The 14,944-nt window shown below is 71.8% G+C and carries 10 protein-coding genes; all 10 read right to left on the reverse strand.

Annotation, left to right across the window (positions count from 1 at the left end; genetic code table 11):
- Positions 1-31: 31 nt before the first annotated feature.
- Complete coding sequence (gene kdpC, locus FGW31_RS07570) at positions 32-664, reverse strand: potassium-transporting ATPase subunit KdpC (protein WP_142192599.1); 633 nt, start codon at positions 662-664, stop codon at positions 32-34.
- Between the two features lie 23 nt (positions 665-687).
- Positions 688-2,790, reverse strand: coding sequence for a potassium-transporting ATPase subunit KdpB (gene kdpB / locus FGW31_RS07575; protein WP_142192646.1), 2,103 nt, complete (start codon positions 2,788-2,790; stop codon positions 688-690).
- 32 nt (positions 2,791-2,822) lie between these two features.
- Positions 2,823-4,484 (reverse strand): potassium-transporting ATPase subunit KdpA, encoded by a 1,662-nt coding sequence (gene kdpA / locus FGW31_RS07580; RefSeq protein ID WP_142192600.1) that lies wholly within the window; start codon positions 4,482-4,484, stop codon positions 2,823-2,825.
- A gap of 9 nt (positions 4,485-4,493) precedes the next feature.
- Positions 4,494-4,583, reverse strand: coding sequence for a K(+)-transporting ATPase subunit F (gene kdpF / locus FGW31_RS07585; protein ID WP_142192601.1), 90 nt, complete (start codon positions 4,581-4,583; stop codon positions 4,494-4,496).
- 481 nt (positions 4,584-5,064) lie between these two features.
- Complete coding sequence (locus FGW31_RS07590; protein WP_142192602.1) at positions 5,065-9,186, reverse strand: AAWKG family protein; 4,122 nt, start codon at positions 9,184-9,186, stop codon at positions 5,065-5,067.
- A gap of 127 nt (positions 9,187-9,313) precedes the next feature.
- On the reverse strand, positions 9,314-9,784 hold the full coding sequence (locus FGW31_RS07595; protein ID WP_142192603.1) for a type VII secretion system-associated protein: 471 nt from the start codon (positions 9,782-9,784) through the stop codon (positions 9,314-9,316).
- Positions 9,785-10,100: 316 nt separating this feature from the next.
- Positions 10,101-10,409: a WXG100 family type VII secretion target gene (locus FGW31_RS07600; RefSeq protein WP_142192604.1), complete on the reverse strand. Its 309-nt coding sequence runs from the start codon at positions 10,407-10,409 to the stop codon at positions 10,101-10,103.
- 94 nt (positions 10,410-10,503) lie between these two features.
- Complete coding sequence (locus tag FGW31_RS07605; RefSeq protein ID WP_142192605.1) at positions 10,504-10,839, reverse strand: hypothetical protein; 336 nt, start codon at positions 10,837-10,839, stop codon at positions 10,504-10,506.
- A gap of 692 nt (positions 10,840-11,531) precedes the next feature.
- The gene (gene eccB / locus FGW31_RS07610) at positions 11,532-13,088 is read right to left on the reverse strand and encodes a type VII secretion protein EccB (protein ID WP_142192606.1); all 1,557 of its coding nucleotides are present in this window, start codon (positions 13,086-13,088) and stop codon (positions 11,532-11,534) included.
- Between the two features lie 46 nt (positions 13,089-13,134).
- Entirely contained in the window at positions 13,135-14,544 is a 1,410-nt protein-coding gene (gene eccD, locus FGW31_RS07615; protein WP_142192607.1) for a type VII secretion integral membrane protein EccD, read from the reverse strand.
- Positions 14,545-14,944: the final 400 nt, after the last annotated feature.

Consider the following 14,944-nt stretch of genomic DNA (forward strand, 5'->3'; position numbering starts at 1 on the left):
GAGCCACCTCGGCGAGTGAACCGGCGCGCCGTCAGCGGCGTTCCACCAGGTTCCCGAGCGCGAGGTTGAGCCGGAGGACGTTGACGCGGGGTTCGCCGATGAAGCCCAGTGTGCGGCCCTCGGTGTGGTCGCGAACCAGCCGCTGGACGCGGGCGACGGGCAGGTCGTGGTGGGCGGCGACGCGGCGGGCCTGGAGCATGGCGTAGGCCGGGGAGATGTGCGGGTCGAGGCCGGAGCCGGAGGAGGTGACGGCGTCGGCGGGGACCTGGGCGGCGCTCACCGGGTGGCCGGGCACGGAGTTCTCCTCGGCGACCCGTGCCCTGGCCCGCCCCACCCATTCGGTCAGTTCCGGGTTGTCGGCGGCGAGGTGGGTGGCGCCGGACAGGATCAGGTCGTACTGGGTGTTCACGGTGTTCCTCCCCAGACCGCGGGCCGGACGCGGCTGGAAGTAGCCGGGCCCGTAGTCCTGCTGGCCGATGAGCGAGGAGCCGACGGTCCGGCCGTCCGCCTCGACGCGTGAGCCGTTGGCCTCGTCCTCGAAGAGGGCCTGCGCCGCGCCGGTGACGGCGAGGGGGTAGAGGACGCCGGTGAGCAGGGTGAGGGCGAGCAGGGCCCGCAGTCCGGCGGCCAGCAGCCGGGCGCTGCCGGCGAGAGAGGTGTGCATGGTCCTTGGTTCCCTTCGGTCCGTCACCCGATGCCGGGCAGCGCGGAGACGACCAGGTCGATGATCTTGATGCCGGCGAAGGGCGCGACCAGGCCGCCGAGGCCGTAGACGGTGAGGTTGCGCCGCAGCAGCCGGTCGGCGCTGACCGGCCGGTACGTCACGCCCTTCAGGGACAGCGGGACGAGGGCGACGATGACCAGCGCGTTGAAGACGACCGCCGACAGGATCGCGGAGTCCGGTGAGGACAACCGCATGATGTTCAGCTTGTCCAGGCCCGGATACACGGCGGCGAACAGCGCGGGGATGATCGCGAAGTACTTGGCGACGTCGTTGGCCAGGGAGAACGTCGTCAACGCGCCCCGGGTGATGAGGAGTTGCTTGCCGATCTCGATGATCTCGATCAGTTTCGTCGGGTCGGAGTCGAGGTCGACCATGGTGCCGGCCTCCTTGGCGGCCGACGTGCCGGTGTTCATGGCGACGCCGACGTCCGCCTGGGCGAGCGCGGGCGCGTCGTTGGTGCCGTCGCCGGTCATCGCGACCAGCCTGCCGCCGGCCTGTTCGCGTTTGATCAGCGCCAACTTGTCCTCCGGCGTCGCCTCCGCGAGGACGTCGTCGACGCCTGCCTCCTCGGCGATCGCCCGGGCCGTCAGCGGATTGTCACCGGTGACCATGACGGTTCTGATGCCCATGCGGCGCAGTTCGGCGAACCGTTCCGGCATGCCGTCCTTGACGACGTCCTTGAGGTGGACGACGCCGAGGACGCGCGGCCCGTCGGCGTCCTCGACGGCGACCAGCAGCGGCGTGCCGCCCGCCGCGGAGACACCTTCGGTGATGCGGTCCGCGTCCGCCGGGACCGTACCGCCGCGCTCCCGCACCCAGGCGACGACCGACCCGGCCGCGCCCTTGCGGATCCGCCGTCCGCCGACGTCCACCCCGGACATCCGGGTCTGCGCGGTGAAGGCGACCCACTCGGCGCCGGCCGGTTCACCACCGGGCCTCTCCCGCAGCCCGTACCGCTCCTCGGCGAGGACGACGACGGAACGGCCCTCCGGTGTCCCGTCGGCCAGTGACGACAACTGCGCGGCGTCCGCCAGTTCGGCCTCCGTGACGCCGGGCACCGGCACGAACTCCGCGGCCTGCCGGTTGCCGAGGGTAATCGTGCCGGTCTTGTCCAGCAGCAGCGTGGAGACGTCACCGGCGGCCTCGACCGCGCGCCCCGACACGGCGAGCACGTTGCGCTGCACCAGCCGGTCCATGCCCGCGATGCCGATCGCGGGGAGCAGCGCGCCGATCGTCGTCGGGATCAGGCACACCAGCAGGGCGACCAGCACCACCATGTCCAGTCGGGCGCCGGCGTGGTCGGCGAAGACCGGGAGCGTGGCGCACGCCAGCAGGAAGACGATCGTGAGCGACGCCAGCAGGATGTTCAACGCGATCTCGTTGGGCGTCTTCTGCCGGTCCGCGCCCTCCACCAGGCCGATCATCCGGTCGATGAAGGTCTCGCCGGGCTTCGTGGTGATCCGGACGACGATGCGGTCGGTGAGGACCCTGGTGCCGCCGGTGACCGCGGAGCGGTCGCCGCCGGACTCGCGGATCACCGGTGCCGACTCGCCGGTGATCGCCGACTCGTCGACGGAGGCGACGCCCTCCACGACGTCGCCGTCACCGGGGACGACGTCCCCGGCCTCGCAGACCACGAGGTCGCCGAGGCGCAGCCCGGTGCCGGGGACGTGTTCCTCCCGGCCGTCGTCGAGGAGGCGGCGGGCGACCGTGTCGGTCCTGGCCCGGCGCAGGGTGTCGGCCTGTGCCTTGCCGCGGCCCTCGGCGACCGCCTCGGCGAGGTTCGCGAAGAGCACGGTCAGCCAGAGCCAGGCGCTGATCGTCCACCCGAACCGGTCCCCGGGGTCGCCGAGGGTGAGGACGGTGCTCAGTACGGCCCCGGCCCACACCACGAACATCACGGGCGACCTGGCCATCGACCTCGGGTCGAGTTTGCGGAACGCCTCCGGCAGTGCCGCGGCCAGGTGCCGGGGCGTGAAGAGACCGGTGGCGGCGCGGCGCCGGGACGGTCCGCGTCCGGTGCGGGCGCCGCCGTGCGGCGCGCGGGCGGGAGTGGTGGTGGACATGGAGTCCTTCGACGTGTGGGTGCGGACGGTCGTCACGCCAGTCCTTCGGCGAGCGGCCCGAGTGCGAGAGCGGGGAAGTAGGTGAGGCCGGTGAGGATCAGGACGGCTCCCACCAGCAGCCCGGAGAACAAGGGCTTGCCGGTGTGCAGGGTGCCCGCGGTGACGGGGACCGACTGCCGGCGGGCGAGGGATCCGGCCAGCGCGAGGACGAAGACCATGGGCAGGAAGCGTCCGAGCAGCATCGCCAGTGCGGTGGTGGTGTTGTACCAGTCGGTGTCGGCGTTCAGGCCGGCGAAGGCCGAGCCGTTGTTGTTCGCCGCCGACGTGAACGCGTAGAGCACTTCGGAGAAGCCGTGCGGCCCCGGGTTCAGGGTCGAGTCCGGCGGGGTCGGCAGCGCCAGCGACAGGGCGGTGAGCACCAGCACCAGCGCCGGGGTGACCAGGAGGTGGCAGGCGGCCAGCTTCATCTCCCGGGGACCGATCTTCTTGCCCAGGTACTCGGGGGTGCGGCCGACCATCAGGCCGGCGACGAACACCGCGACGACCGCCATGACCAGCATGCCGTACAGGCCGGAGCCGACGCCGCCGGGCGCGATCTCGCCCAGCATCATGCCGAGCATCGCGATCCCGCCGCCCGGACCGGTGAGGGAGGAGTGGGCGGAGTCCACGGCGCCGGTCGAGGTGAGGGTGGTCGACACCGCGAACAGCGAGGAGCCGGCGATCCCGAAGCGGATCTCCTTGCCCTCCAGGGCCGCCCCCGCGGCCTGCGGGGCCGGTCCGTGGTGGGCGAACTCGGTCCACATCATCAGGGACACGAAGCCCAGCCAGATGGTGAACATCGCGGCGAGGACGGCGTGGCCCTGCCGGACCGAGCCGACCATCAGACCGAAGGTGCGGGTCAGGGAGAAGGGGATGACGAGGATCAGGAAGATCTCGAAGAGGTTCGTGAAGGGCGTCGGATTCTCGTACGGGTGGGCGCTGTTGGCGTTGAAGTAGCCACCGCCGTTGGTGCCCAGTTCCTTGATGGCCTCCTGGGAGGCGACCGCGCCGCCGGTCCACTGCCGGGCGCCGCCCGTGAACTGGCCCACCTCGTGGATGCCGGAGAAGTTCTGCACGACGCCGCGGGCGACGAGCACCAGGGCGGCGACCGTGGCGGCCGGCAGCAGGATGCGCACGGTGCCGCGCACCAGGTCGCACCAGAAGTTGCCGAGTTCACCGGTGCGGGAGCGGGCGAAGCCGCGCACCAGCGCGACGGCGACGGCCATGCCGACGGCGGCGGAGACGAAGTTCTGCACGGCGAGCCCGGCGGTCTGGACGACGTGGCCCATGGTCTGCTCGCCGTAGTACGACTGCCAGTTGGTGTTGGTCACGAAGGACACGGCCGTGTTGAACGCCTGCGCCGGGCCGACCGGGCCGAAGCCGTACGAGCCGGGCAGGACGCCCTGGAGGCGTTGCAGCAGGTACAGCAGGAGGACGCCGACGGCCGAGAAGGCGAGGACGCCGCGCAGGTAGGCGGACCAGGTCTGCCCGCTGTCCGGGTCGGCGCCGATGCCCCGGTGGATCCACCGCTCCACCCGCAGGTGTTTGGTGGAGGAGTAGACGCGGGCCATGTAGGTGCCGGCGGGACGGTGCACGAGTGCCAGCGCGCCGACGAGGGCGAGCAGTTGGAGTACACCGGCGAGTTCGGGTGTCATCTCGGGGCCTCAGAACCTCTCCGGGAAGAGCAGGGCGAGGACGAGACGGCCCAGCAGGGCGACGGCCACGACCAGGCCGACGACGTACTCGGCGGTCACAGCTTCGTCACCCCCCGGGCGACGAGGGCCACCAGCGCGAAGACCGCGATCGTGACGACGACGAAGGCCGAGTCGGCCATCGTGGGCTCCTGGAATCAGGTCGACGGAAACGGACCGTCCAAGAGAAACGCCTGCGTGTCCGGAATTGAGCGCCGTTGACGGGTCCCTTACGGCGATACTTCCGCCTTTGACGGGTCCCTTACGGCCACGCCCTCCGTCGTTGACGGGTCCCTTACGACGGCCTCGCGTCCTTGACGGCTCTCTTACGCCGTCGTCAGCGGCCCGGAGCTGTCCTGCCGTGCCCGGCCGCGGGTGCGGCAGCCCGTCCGGCCGGGCGCACGGAACAGGTCACGCCGAGGGCGGCGCGGGGTACGGCGGGGCGGCGCGGGGCGCGGCGATGCGGCGCGGCGGACGGGGCGATGCGACGCGGCGCGGCGACGTGGCGGGGCGGGGCGGGGCGGCGGGCGCCGCCCCGCGCCGGTCAGCGTCCGATGACGGCCGGCGTGCCGCCCTCCTCGGTGCCCCACACGTCGGCGTCCTCCTCCAGGTAGTCGGCGGAGGTGGTGGTGTTGCGGCGCGGCTCCGCCTCCTCCTCCTGCGCGTCGCCGCCGGTGGTGGACACGCGGGAGGCCGGCGACAGGAAGGTGTCGCTGTCCTCCTGCCGGTGCCAGGGGTTGCGCCGCCTGCGGTTGCGGCGCTCGCTCTCCTCGGCCGCGTCGACCAGGACGGCGCGCACCCGTTCCCCGTTGCCGCGCTCGTTGCCGCCCGCGCCCATGCCGCCCATGCCGCCCATCGGCATGCCGGGGGTGCCGGGCATGCCGGGTGCGCCGGGGGCACCGGCCGCGGGGGCGAGCGGGCTGCCCGTGCCGGTGCCGGTGGTGGCGCTGTCGGAGAGCGGGGCGACGCCGCCGACGCCCAGGCCGTCCGGGGAGTAGCCGGCGCCGGTGAGTCCGCCGCCGATGCCCGAGCCGCCCGCGCCGCTTCCGGCGCCGGAGCCGAGGCCCAGCTCGGACGCCGACACCTGCTGGGAGGTGATGCCGTCGCCACCTCCGCCGCCGCCCGGGCCGAGGCCGTCGAGCAGGCCGGAACTGTCGAGGTTGCCGAGCGAGCCGAGGTCGGAGGTGTCGAGGTCGGAGGTGTTGAGGTCGTTCAGGTCCACCCGTTCGGTGTTGCCCTGCGGGTCGGTGACGGTGGCGATGCCGGTGTCCGGGTCGATGACCTGGGTGCTGCCGTCCGGGAAGGTGGTGGTCAGCATGCCGTTGTCCAGGACGGTGGTGGAGCCGTCCGGGTTGGTGACCTTCGCTCCGTGGGTGAGGTCGGTGGTCGTGGTGTCGCCGTTGGCGTCGGTGGTGGTCAGCGTTCCGTTGTTCGGGTCGAACGTGGCCTTGCTGCCGTCGTCGAACAGCGTGGTGAAGTCGCCGTCGTCGAGCAGGGTGCGGGCGCCGGTCGGTGTCTCCAGGCCCGACTGGCCGGCGTCGAAACCGCCGAGGTCGCCCAGGTCGCCGAGGTCACCGAGGTCGCCGATGGTCTCGGTGGACAGGTCGGAGTTGATGCCGCCGAGCTCGCCCAGGTTCCCGAGGCCTCCGGAATTGCCGTTTAGGTTGCCCAGGTTGCCGAGGTTCTCGGTGGTGACCTTGCCGTCCGGGTCGGTGGTGGTGGCCTGGCCGGTCGCAGGGTCGACCGTCTGCGAGCTGCCGTCCGGGAACGTCGTCGTCAGCTTCCCGTCGTCACCCAGGGACGTCACCGAACCGTCCGGGTTGGTCACCTTCGCCCCGTCGCCCAGGTCGGCGGTGGTGACCGAACCGTCCGGGTGCGTCGTCGTCATCACTCCGCTGTCCGGGTCGAACGTCGTGCTGCCGCCGTCGGGGAAGTCCGTCGTCAGACCGCCGCCGCTGGTCAGCTCCGTGCTGCCGCCCGTCGGCGTGTCCAGCACCCCGTCCCCGCCGTTGAGGCCGCCCAGGTTGCCGAGACTCTCGGTGGTGACCTTGCCGTCCGGGTCGGTGGTGGTGGCCTGGCCGGTCGCAGGGTCGACCGTCTGCGAGCTGCCGTCCGGGAACGTCGTCGTCAGCTTCCCGTCGTCACCCAGGGACGTCACCGAACCGTCCGGGTTCGTCACCTCCGCGCCCGTGCCCAGGTCGGCAGTGGTGACCGAACCGTCCGGATGCGTCGTCGTCATCAGCCCGCTGTCCGGGTCGAACGTCGTGCTGCTGCCGTCCGGGAAGTCCGTCGTCAGACCGCCGCCGCTGGTCAGCTCCGTACTGCCGCCCGTCGGCGTGTCCAGCACACCGTCCCCGCCGAGGCTGCCGTTGAGGTTGCCCAGGTTGCCGAGGTCGGTCGTGGTGGTGGCGCCGTCGGGACCGGTGGTCGTGGCCTGGCCGGTCGTGGGGTCGACGGTCTGCGTGGTGCCGTCCGGGAAGGTGGTGGTCAGCTTGCCGTCGTCGCCGAGGGACGTCACCGAACCGTCCGGATTGGTCACCTTCAGGCCGTCGCCCAGGTTCTGCGTGGTGACGGAGCCGTCCGGGTGGGTGGTGGTGAGGACGCCGCTGTCCGGGTCGAAGGCGGTGCTGCTGCCGTCCGGGAAGTCGGTGGTGAGCTTGCCGCCGTCGAGCTGGGTGCTTCCGCCGGTCGGGGTCTTCAGGCCGCTGCCGCCGGTGCCGTTGTTGAGGCCGCCGAGGTTGCCGAGGCTCTGCGTGACCGCGTCGTTCGCGGAGTTGTTCGTGCCGCCCGGGCCGCCGTTGAGGCCGCCGAGTCCGCCGAGGGTCGGGGGCACCGGGGCGCCGTTGCCGGTGAACGCCTGCTGCTCGTCGCCGTTCTGGCCGTTGACGTCACCGAGGTCGCCGAGGCTCTCGGTGGTGACGGCGTTGTTCTGGTTCAGCAGGTCGTCGAGGTTGCCGAGCGTCTGCTCACTGACGGAGTTCGGGTCGTTGATGCCGCCGAGGCTCTCCTCCATGGCCCTGGTCTGCTCCTCGGCCTCCCGCTTGGCCTCCTCCTGCTCGCGGCGCTGCTCCTCGCGCAGTTCCTCCTGGTACTTCTTGTCCTCCTCGCGCTGCTGGTTCTGCTCCTCGCGCAGCTCGTCCTGGTACTTCTTGTCCTCCTCCCTCTGCTGGTTCGCCTCGTTGCGCAGCTCGTCCTGGAGCTTCTGGTCCTCCTCCCGCTGCCGCTCCTGCTCCTCGCGCAGCTCGTCCTGGTACTTCTTGTCCTCCTCCCGCTGCTGCCGCTGCTCCTCGCGGAGTTCGTCCTGGTACTTCTTGTCCTCCTCCCGCTGCCGCTCCTGCTCCTCGCGCAGCTCGTCCTGGTACTTGCGGTTCTCCTCGTTCTGCCGGGTGATCTCCTCCTTCTCCTCCTCCAGCTTCTTCTCCTCGTACTCCTGCGAGGCCGTGCCGGTGGACTTCGGCTTCGGCACGTTCTCGGAGAAGTCCTTGCTGAGGTCCAGGAAGTGGTTGTTCAGGTCGGACTGCACCTGCGCGGCCGGCTTGCCCAGGTACTCGTCGACGCCCTGGCTCCAGATCTTGACGGCCTTGTCGCCGACCTTCGCCCAGTTGGCGATGTCGGTGAGGTCGCCGTACTCCGGGTGCGTCTGCGAGAAATCCGCCTGCGGGCTGTGGCGGACGGTGGTGCCGTAGCGGGTGGTGGTCGAGGTGATCTCCGTCTTGGCGACGTTGTTCGCGTCCACCCACTGGGCGAGGTCGTCCAGGACGTAGCGCAGCACCCGGTGCGGGTCGTAGTACGGGGACTTGGCCCAGGTCATCCAGGCCTCCAGCAGCTTCCTGGCGGAGTCCTCCAGGTACTTGCGGCCCATCGACAGGGCGCGCGAGTACACCGTCTGGCCGGTGCCGCCGCCGGTGACCTCGGAGTTGAAGGTCTCCACATAGGCGTCGTAGTTCTCGCGGACCTTCTTCAGCAGGCTGCGGAAGACCTCCGCCGCCTCGCCCTTCCAGCTCGCGTCGTCCCGGCCGAAGCGGTCCTCCCAGTCCTTGAGCACCGTCGCGTGGTCCTTGAAGAACTTCGCCGCGAAGTCGAAGGACTCGCCGGTGGTGTTGAAGGAGTTCAGGTCCACCACGTCGGCGCCGCCCACGCCCAGGTTGCTGAACCGGGCGTTCTGCGTGCCGCCGCCCAGCAGTTCGAGGAGCGCCGTCCGCGGCCCGTTCATGTACCGGGCGAGCGGAATGGTGCTCATCTTGTCCTTGTTGTAGTCCGTGAACTCGTTGCCCTCACGGACCTGGGCGTCCTCGACGCGGTCGGCGTTGACGTCGGCGAAGAGGACCTCGTCGCCGGCCTTCACACGGCCCTCGAAGACGATCCGGGCCTGCATGATGGAGCGCTTCTTGCCGCTGTCGAAGAACCAGATGTCGTAGTCCTCGCCCTTGTTCGTCAGGAAGCCGGAGTCCTTGACGAGCAGGCCGAGGCTGCGCTCCTTGATGTCCATCCGGAAGAGCTTGCCGCCGTGGTCGGAGCGGAGCGTGTCGAAGATGGTGGCGCGGTCCGGCACCGGGTAGCCGGTGATGTGGGTGACCAGGGTGGCCCAGGTGTCGCTCGACGGGTCGCCGGCGTTGTCGAACTTGTCGAGGTTCGTGCCGGAGTTGGGATCGTACCGATCGGCCACCGGGCGCCCTTTCTGGTCGGTTGTCGTCCGTTCCGGCGCACCGCGCCCTCATGCGGGGTGCGGCCGGGTGTCTGCTGCGCGGGTGCGCCGGGCGGGCGTGTCCTCCGCCGGCGCCTGCGGCGTCGGGTCAGGAGCCTTCGCCCGGGTCGCCGGTGGTGCCGGAGGTGAGGGTGTCGACCTCGTCGAACGTCTGGAGCAGCGTCTGCGCGTCGATCGCGCTGAGGTTCTTGTCCTTGGTCTTGTTGGCCTCTTCGATGGTCTCGGTGAGCGCCTCCTGCAGCTCCTTGAAGAGCTCCATCTGGTCACCGAGCAGCTTGTCGACGGCCTCGGCCGCGGTGCGGATGCCCTCGATCAGCTTCGGTCCCGAGACCAGGGGCTCGGTGACCATCTTGCCGATGCGCAACAGCTGCTTGTCCTGGGCGAGGTTGTCCGGGGTGGTGTGCCCGTCGATGAGGTGGCCGAGCGGGCGGATGTGCGCGCCGTCGCCGTCCTCGCGGTGCTTCTTCGCCGCGGTGTACACCGGCTGCACCTCGTGGTCCCGGAAGTTCTCCATCTGCTTGAGGTCGAAGTGCTTGACGTCGGCCTTTTCCCCGGCCATGGGACGTTCTCCTGCCACTTGGTGCCGGACGGGGTGGGGGGGGCGGCCCGGAAGGGCGCCCCCCGGGGAGTTGCGGGGAGCGGGGGCGCCCTGGACCGGAGGGCCGGGCCGCACGCACGGGGCCGTCGTGCGTGCGGCCCTGCCCTTTCCGCTCGCCGCGCCGGACGTCAGGGCCGGCGTCCGGTGCGGCGACGGGGTGAGGCGGGCCCGGAGGCCCGCCGTGGCGATCATCCCGGGGCCACGGGACCACGGGGTCCGGCACGGGTCGGTCGTAAGGCACCGCACCCCACGGCCGGGCTGATCCGAACGGCAGACCCTAGCGGGCCCGCACGTTGCCCCAGTTGTCGGCGCTCCTGCGCTCGTCGCGGGAGTGGTTGTCGTGGATGGTGCTGATCAGCTCGCCGTTGTCACCGAGGAGCAGGGCCATGTTCTTGGTGGCCTGGTCCCACTCCGCCTGGACCTCGCGGTACGTCTGCTGGTCCGCACCCTCCCAGGACATGACGAGCGGCTTCAGCTCGTCCTCCAGGTTGTTGAGGGTCTTGATGATCTGCTGCGTCTGGTCCATCAGCTCTTCGACCGCCTGCCGGACCTTGGGGTACTGCACGTCGATGATGCCGTCGGCCATGACGTCTCCTCTCGGGGGGCCGGGCGCCGTGGCAGCCCGGGAAGCTCACGGATACGGCCTCACCGCAGGGGGGCCGGCGCCGCGTGGGGGTGGGTCAGCGCAGCGCTTCGAAGACGCCCTGGCTGGTCTTGCTGTTGAGGACCTCGGTCAGGTCCTGGTTCTCCTGCGCCAGACGGTTGGCGGAGGTCACGTTCTCCTGGAGAGCGTCGACCATCTTGCTGATCTGCACGACGACCTTCTGCGCCTCGGCGTTCCAGCTGCGGAACAGCTTCAGCAGGGCCTGGCCCTCGTCGCCGCCGACGCCCGAACGCGCGGCGATCTCGGCGACGTTGTTCTGGATTTTCTCGACCTGGTCCCGGGCCGACTCCAGGGAGGAGACGCCTCCCAAGCCCTTGGCATAGTCCGCTTTCCTCGCGGCACTGTCAGCCATGTCGTGTTCCCTTCGTTCAGGCGAGTCTCGTCGCACCGTTGCCCGCTGAGGCTAAAGAGAACCTGGTGTTCCGCGCAACGCGTGCAGGGAAGATTTGAGGTTCGGTCAGCCCGGCGGAATTGTCGTGTGTGGCAATGGAGTTGTGCGCAGGTTGCGGCCGGATGAACGCGCACGCCGGGCATGGGGAAGCGTGACGTGCGCTGTTGCGTGTCGGTGCGCGATGCGGGCAGAAAGCGGGCACGGAAGGGCGGCGAAACGGGCATCACCCGAGTCCGTTTCGGGTCTGCGCCCGTCCACGGCATTCCGCGGAGGTGGTCGGCACGAGATATTTGAGCTGTATTTGAGACTTCTTCTTCCTGTCCGCACCCATGACGACTCCACCGATCTCGCCGTGTGGTCGCCGAGTTCGGTCCGTGGTGAATTTCTCGCACCGGTTGTGTTTCTCTTTTTCTCCGGCCGTACGTGTTCCCTGCCCGAACCGGTGTGCGCCGGACCGGTGTGTGACAGATCGGTGTGTGACAGATCGGTGTGTGACAGATCGGTGTGCGCCGGGTCGGTCGCGGGCGGCGGTGCCCGCCGCTCCCGCGCCGCGCACCGTCTCCGCCCCCGGCAGTCCCGTCAGCCCTGTCGGCCCTGTCCACCCTGCCCTGTCGGCCCTGTCCACCCTGCCCTGTCGGCCCTGTCGGTCCCGTTCAGCCTTCTTCCTTCTTCGCGGCTTCGGCTTCGCGCCGCTCCGTCGCGGTGGCACCGGCGCACTCCGGTGCGGTGACGGCGGGTTCGGCGGCGCCCGATGCGGCGGCCTCGTCGAGGTCGGCGCCGGTGGGGAGGGACGCGAGCAGCGGCGCCGGGACGGAGCCGATGTCCGAGGCCTGGTAACCGAGCGCGTCCAGCGACTTCTCCGAGGAGACGCGGTACTTCACTCCGTTCTCGGCGACCAGGTACGTGGTGCCGGCGTGTGCGGCTCCGCTCGCGTGCAGGGCCCGCACCAGGGCGCCGTGGCCCGGCCGCACCACCGTGGCGTCGGTGGGGACGCAGGCCTTCTCCAGCGGCCCGGCGGTGCCCTCCGACACCGCGACCGGCGCGAGCGCGGTCAGCGGGACCAGTACCGACCTGATGCGGGCGCCGCCGTCGCCGCCGTCCACCTGGGCGCAGAGCGCGGAGCCGCGCGGCACGGACTGCGGGACCGGCGGGGCGTCCGGCAGTTCGGCGGAGCCCGCGCTGCCCGCGTCCTCGGCCCCGTGCTCGCGCAGCGCGTCCGCGCCGACCGTGCGCACCTCGGGCGACTGCCCCTGGTAGGCGTCCCGCTGGGTGGCCGGGTCGCCCAGCACCAGGGCGGCGCCGAGCCGGGTCAGCGGCACCAGGCCGTCCTCGCGCAGCAGGTGGTAGGTGCTGCCGCCGCCGGGCACGCTGACCTTGAACAGCTGCCCGATCCGGCTGGCCTCGCCGCCGAGTTCGGGGCCGTCCTGGCCGCGTCCGGGCACCTCCGGCGGCTTGAGCGCGGGTCCGGGCGCGAGCGCGTCGAGGAAGGCCGCCGAGACGGGGACCGCCTGCTCGGAGCCGTAGCCGAGGGCGTTGCGGGCGTCGGAGTCGCGGTCCAGGGGCAGCCTGCTGCCCCGCCACACCAGGTACTCGGTGTCGTCCGGGCCGCGCACCAGGACGCCGCGGTCACCGCCGATGCCGCGGGAGTCCACGGGCGCGCCGGCCACCACGGTGGTCGCGCCCGGCTTGTTGACCCCGGTGTTGCGCACGGCACCGGAGGTGTCGGCCAGTGCCCCCTCCGGCCCGCTGACGCACATGTGCCAGGCCCCGCCGTCGAGCCGGTCGGCGGCGGGTACGGACTCGGGTGCGCCGGGGATGCCGACCGGGGCGCCCACGGGCACGTCCCGCAGCGAGGCGGTGCGCACGTCCGCGGTCGGCAGGGCGGAGCCGCCGATCAGCCGGGCGGAGGCGTAGTTGCGCACCGGGTGCAGTACGCCGTCGGTGCCGGTCCACAGGTAGCGGGCGCCGGTGTCGCGGTTGACCACCAGGTGCTCGCCGTCGCGCCAGCCGTCGTTGCCGCCGGGCCGCAGCAGGCCGTAGACGGTGGCCCCGGCGCCGATCAGCACGGTGACCAGGACGCCGAAGACCACACCGCGGGTGGTGCGCCCGAGCGGGCTCTCCGGGGCGTCCGGGTCGGCCATCAGCAGGCCCGAGCTGAGCCTGCCCATCATGAAACTGTGGGCGTGTACCTGGTCGCGTTTGGACTGCACGGCCTCTCCTCAACTCCAACTCGTGTCTCGCGGCGTCCGGGGGCGGTCAGCCGAACAGGCCGCGCAGCCAGCCGAAGAGGCCCGCCACCCAGAGGCTGAGCGGCAGCAGCGCCACCGCGAGGCCGGTGTGCGCGAGTTCCGCGGCGCGGCCCCAGTACGGCAGCATCCGGCGGCCCGGCACCGTCCAGGCGGCGACCACCAGCGCGGCCGCGGCGGCGAGCAGCACCACGAACACCACCACGCGGCCGTCGCCGTCGCTGTCCACCGCCCAGGCGCGGGCGAGCAGCAGCAGCCCGAGGACACCGGCCGCGGTCAGGGTCAGCCGCTGCCCGATGTGCACCAGGCCGCGGGCGTGCAGGAGCAGCAGCAGGCTCAGCGCGAGGGCGGTGAGCACCTCGGGCAGGTCGGCGTGCTCGGCGAGGACGACCAGGGCGGCCGCGGCGATGACGCTCGTGGCGGCGAACAGCGCGGTCACCCAGCGGCCGGCCAGCTCGGTGCGTTCGGCGACCTCGTCGCCCGCGTAGGGCTCGATGCCCTCCTGGAGCTGGGCGGCGGACGACGGCAGCGCCGGCATCCGCATCCCGGCCAGCTTGAACGCGAACGGCGCGACCGCTCCGGCGGCGAGCGCGACCACCGTCGCCACCAGTGCCGCCGCGGCGGGCACGTCGAGGCCGGTGTAGCCGATCAGGGCGCCGGCGATCGCGGTGGCCACCGACACCACCGCGGTGGCCAGCAGCGCGGGGGCGCCGACGGCGGTGGCGGCGAGGGCGAGGATCGCGCCGCCGGCGCCCGCCGCGCCCGCCGCGAGCAGCCGCGCGCCCGCGACCCGGACGGCGTCCGGGCCGCTCAGGTCGCCGCCGGGCAGCAGCCAGCCGGCCAGCGCCAGGCAGGGCGCGACCAGCAGGCCGAGGGTGGTGGCGGAGAGGCGGTCGCCGACCGCGCGGCTGGCCGAGCCGGCCCCGGCGAGCAGCAGCAGCCCGGTCAGGGCCGCGCAGGCGGAGCGGGAGCCGCCGGAGGCGCTGGTCACGCCGGGCCACAGCACGAGGACGAGGGCGGCCGCGACGGTGGCCACCACGGTGCCCACCAGGAACCCGCGGGCCGCACCGGCGTGCCAGGTGTGCAGCCGCCGGCCCGCGGTGTCGGCTATGCCGTCCACCAGGTCGTCGAGCCGGGCCTCCGGCAGCGCCTCGGTGTGCGGGCGCAGATGAAGCACGGCGCCGTCGGCGAGCCCGGCACGGGCGAGGGTGGTCTCCTCGTCGAGGGGGGCGTCACCGAGCCGCTGCAGGACCCAGCCCGCGTGGTCGAGACCGGCCTCCTCGGCCTCCTCGCCGACGTATCGCAGCAGCGTGGGCAGGAGGTCGGCGACCGGCACGTCGGCCGGGACGGCCAGATCGACGGAGACACTCGGCGCACGTACGGTCAGGCGGCACAGTTCGGCCACCGCGCTGTCGGTCATCAGCAGAACTCTCGGCTTCCGTGGGAACTTTGACCGGAGGACTTCCACCGGCGAAGGGGATGTGCGAAGAGTACGGAAAGCCCGCGCGGCCGGGAACCGGGGGCCCGCGACGACGAATTGTGTCCGCGCGCCCGGCCGACGCCTCTCCCACGTGGACAGGTCGCGTTCCGTGAATGCAGACTACTGCCTACGCCCGCCGGATCGCGCTACGGATCGGACTCGATGTCCGGTATGGAGTTGGCTGTCACGGGAGTTACCCATCCCCTGCTGTCGGCCCGGAACATTCACCCGGTGTTCACCGCCTCACGAGGAAGCCGGAGAATCAGCGCGGTTCGGTGTTTCCGCTCCCGTGTGCGCCGCTATTCGGTGCGGGCCGGAAAGCCACTGAAACCGGAGGTTT

Source organism: Streptomyces calvus, from assembly GCF_006782915.1.
Taxonomy (GTDB): Bacteria; Actinomycetota; Actinomycetes; order Streptomycetales; family Streptomycetaceae; genus Streptomyces; species Streptomyces calvus.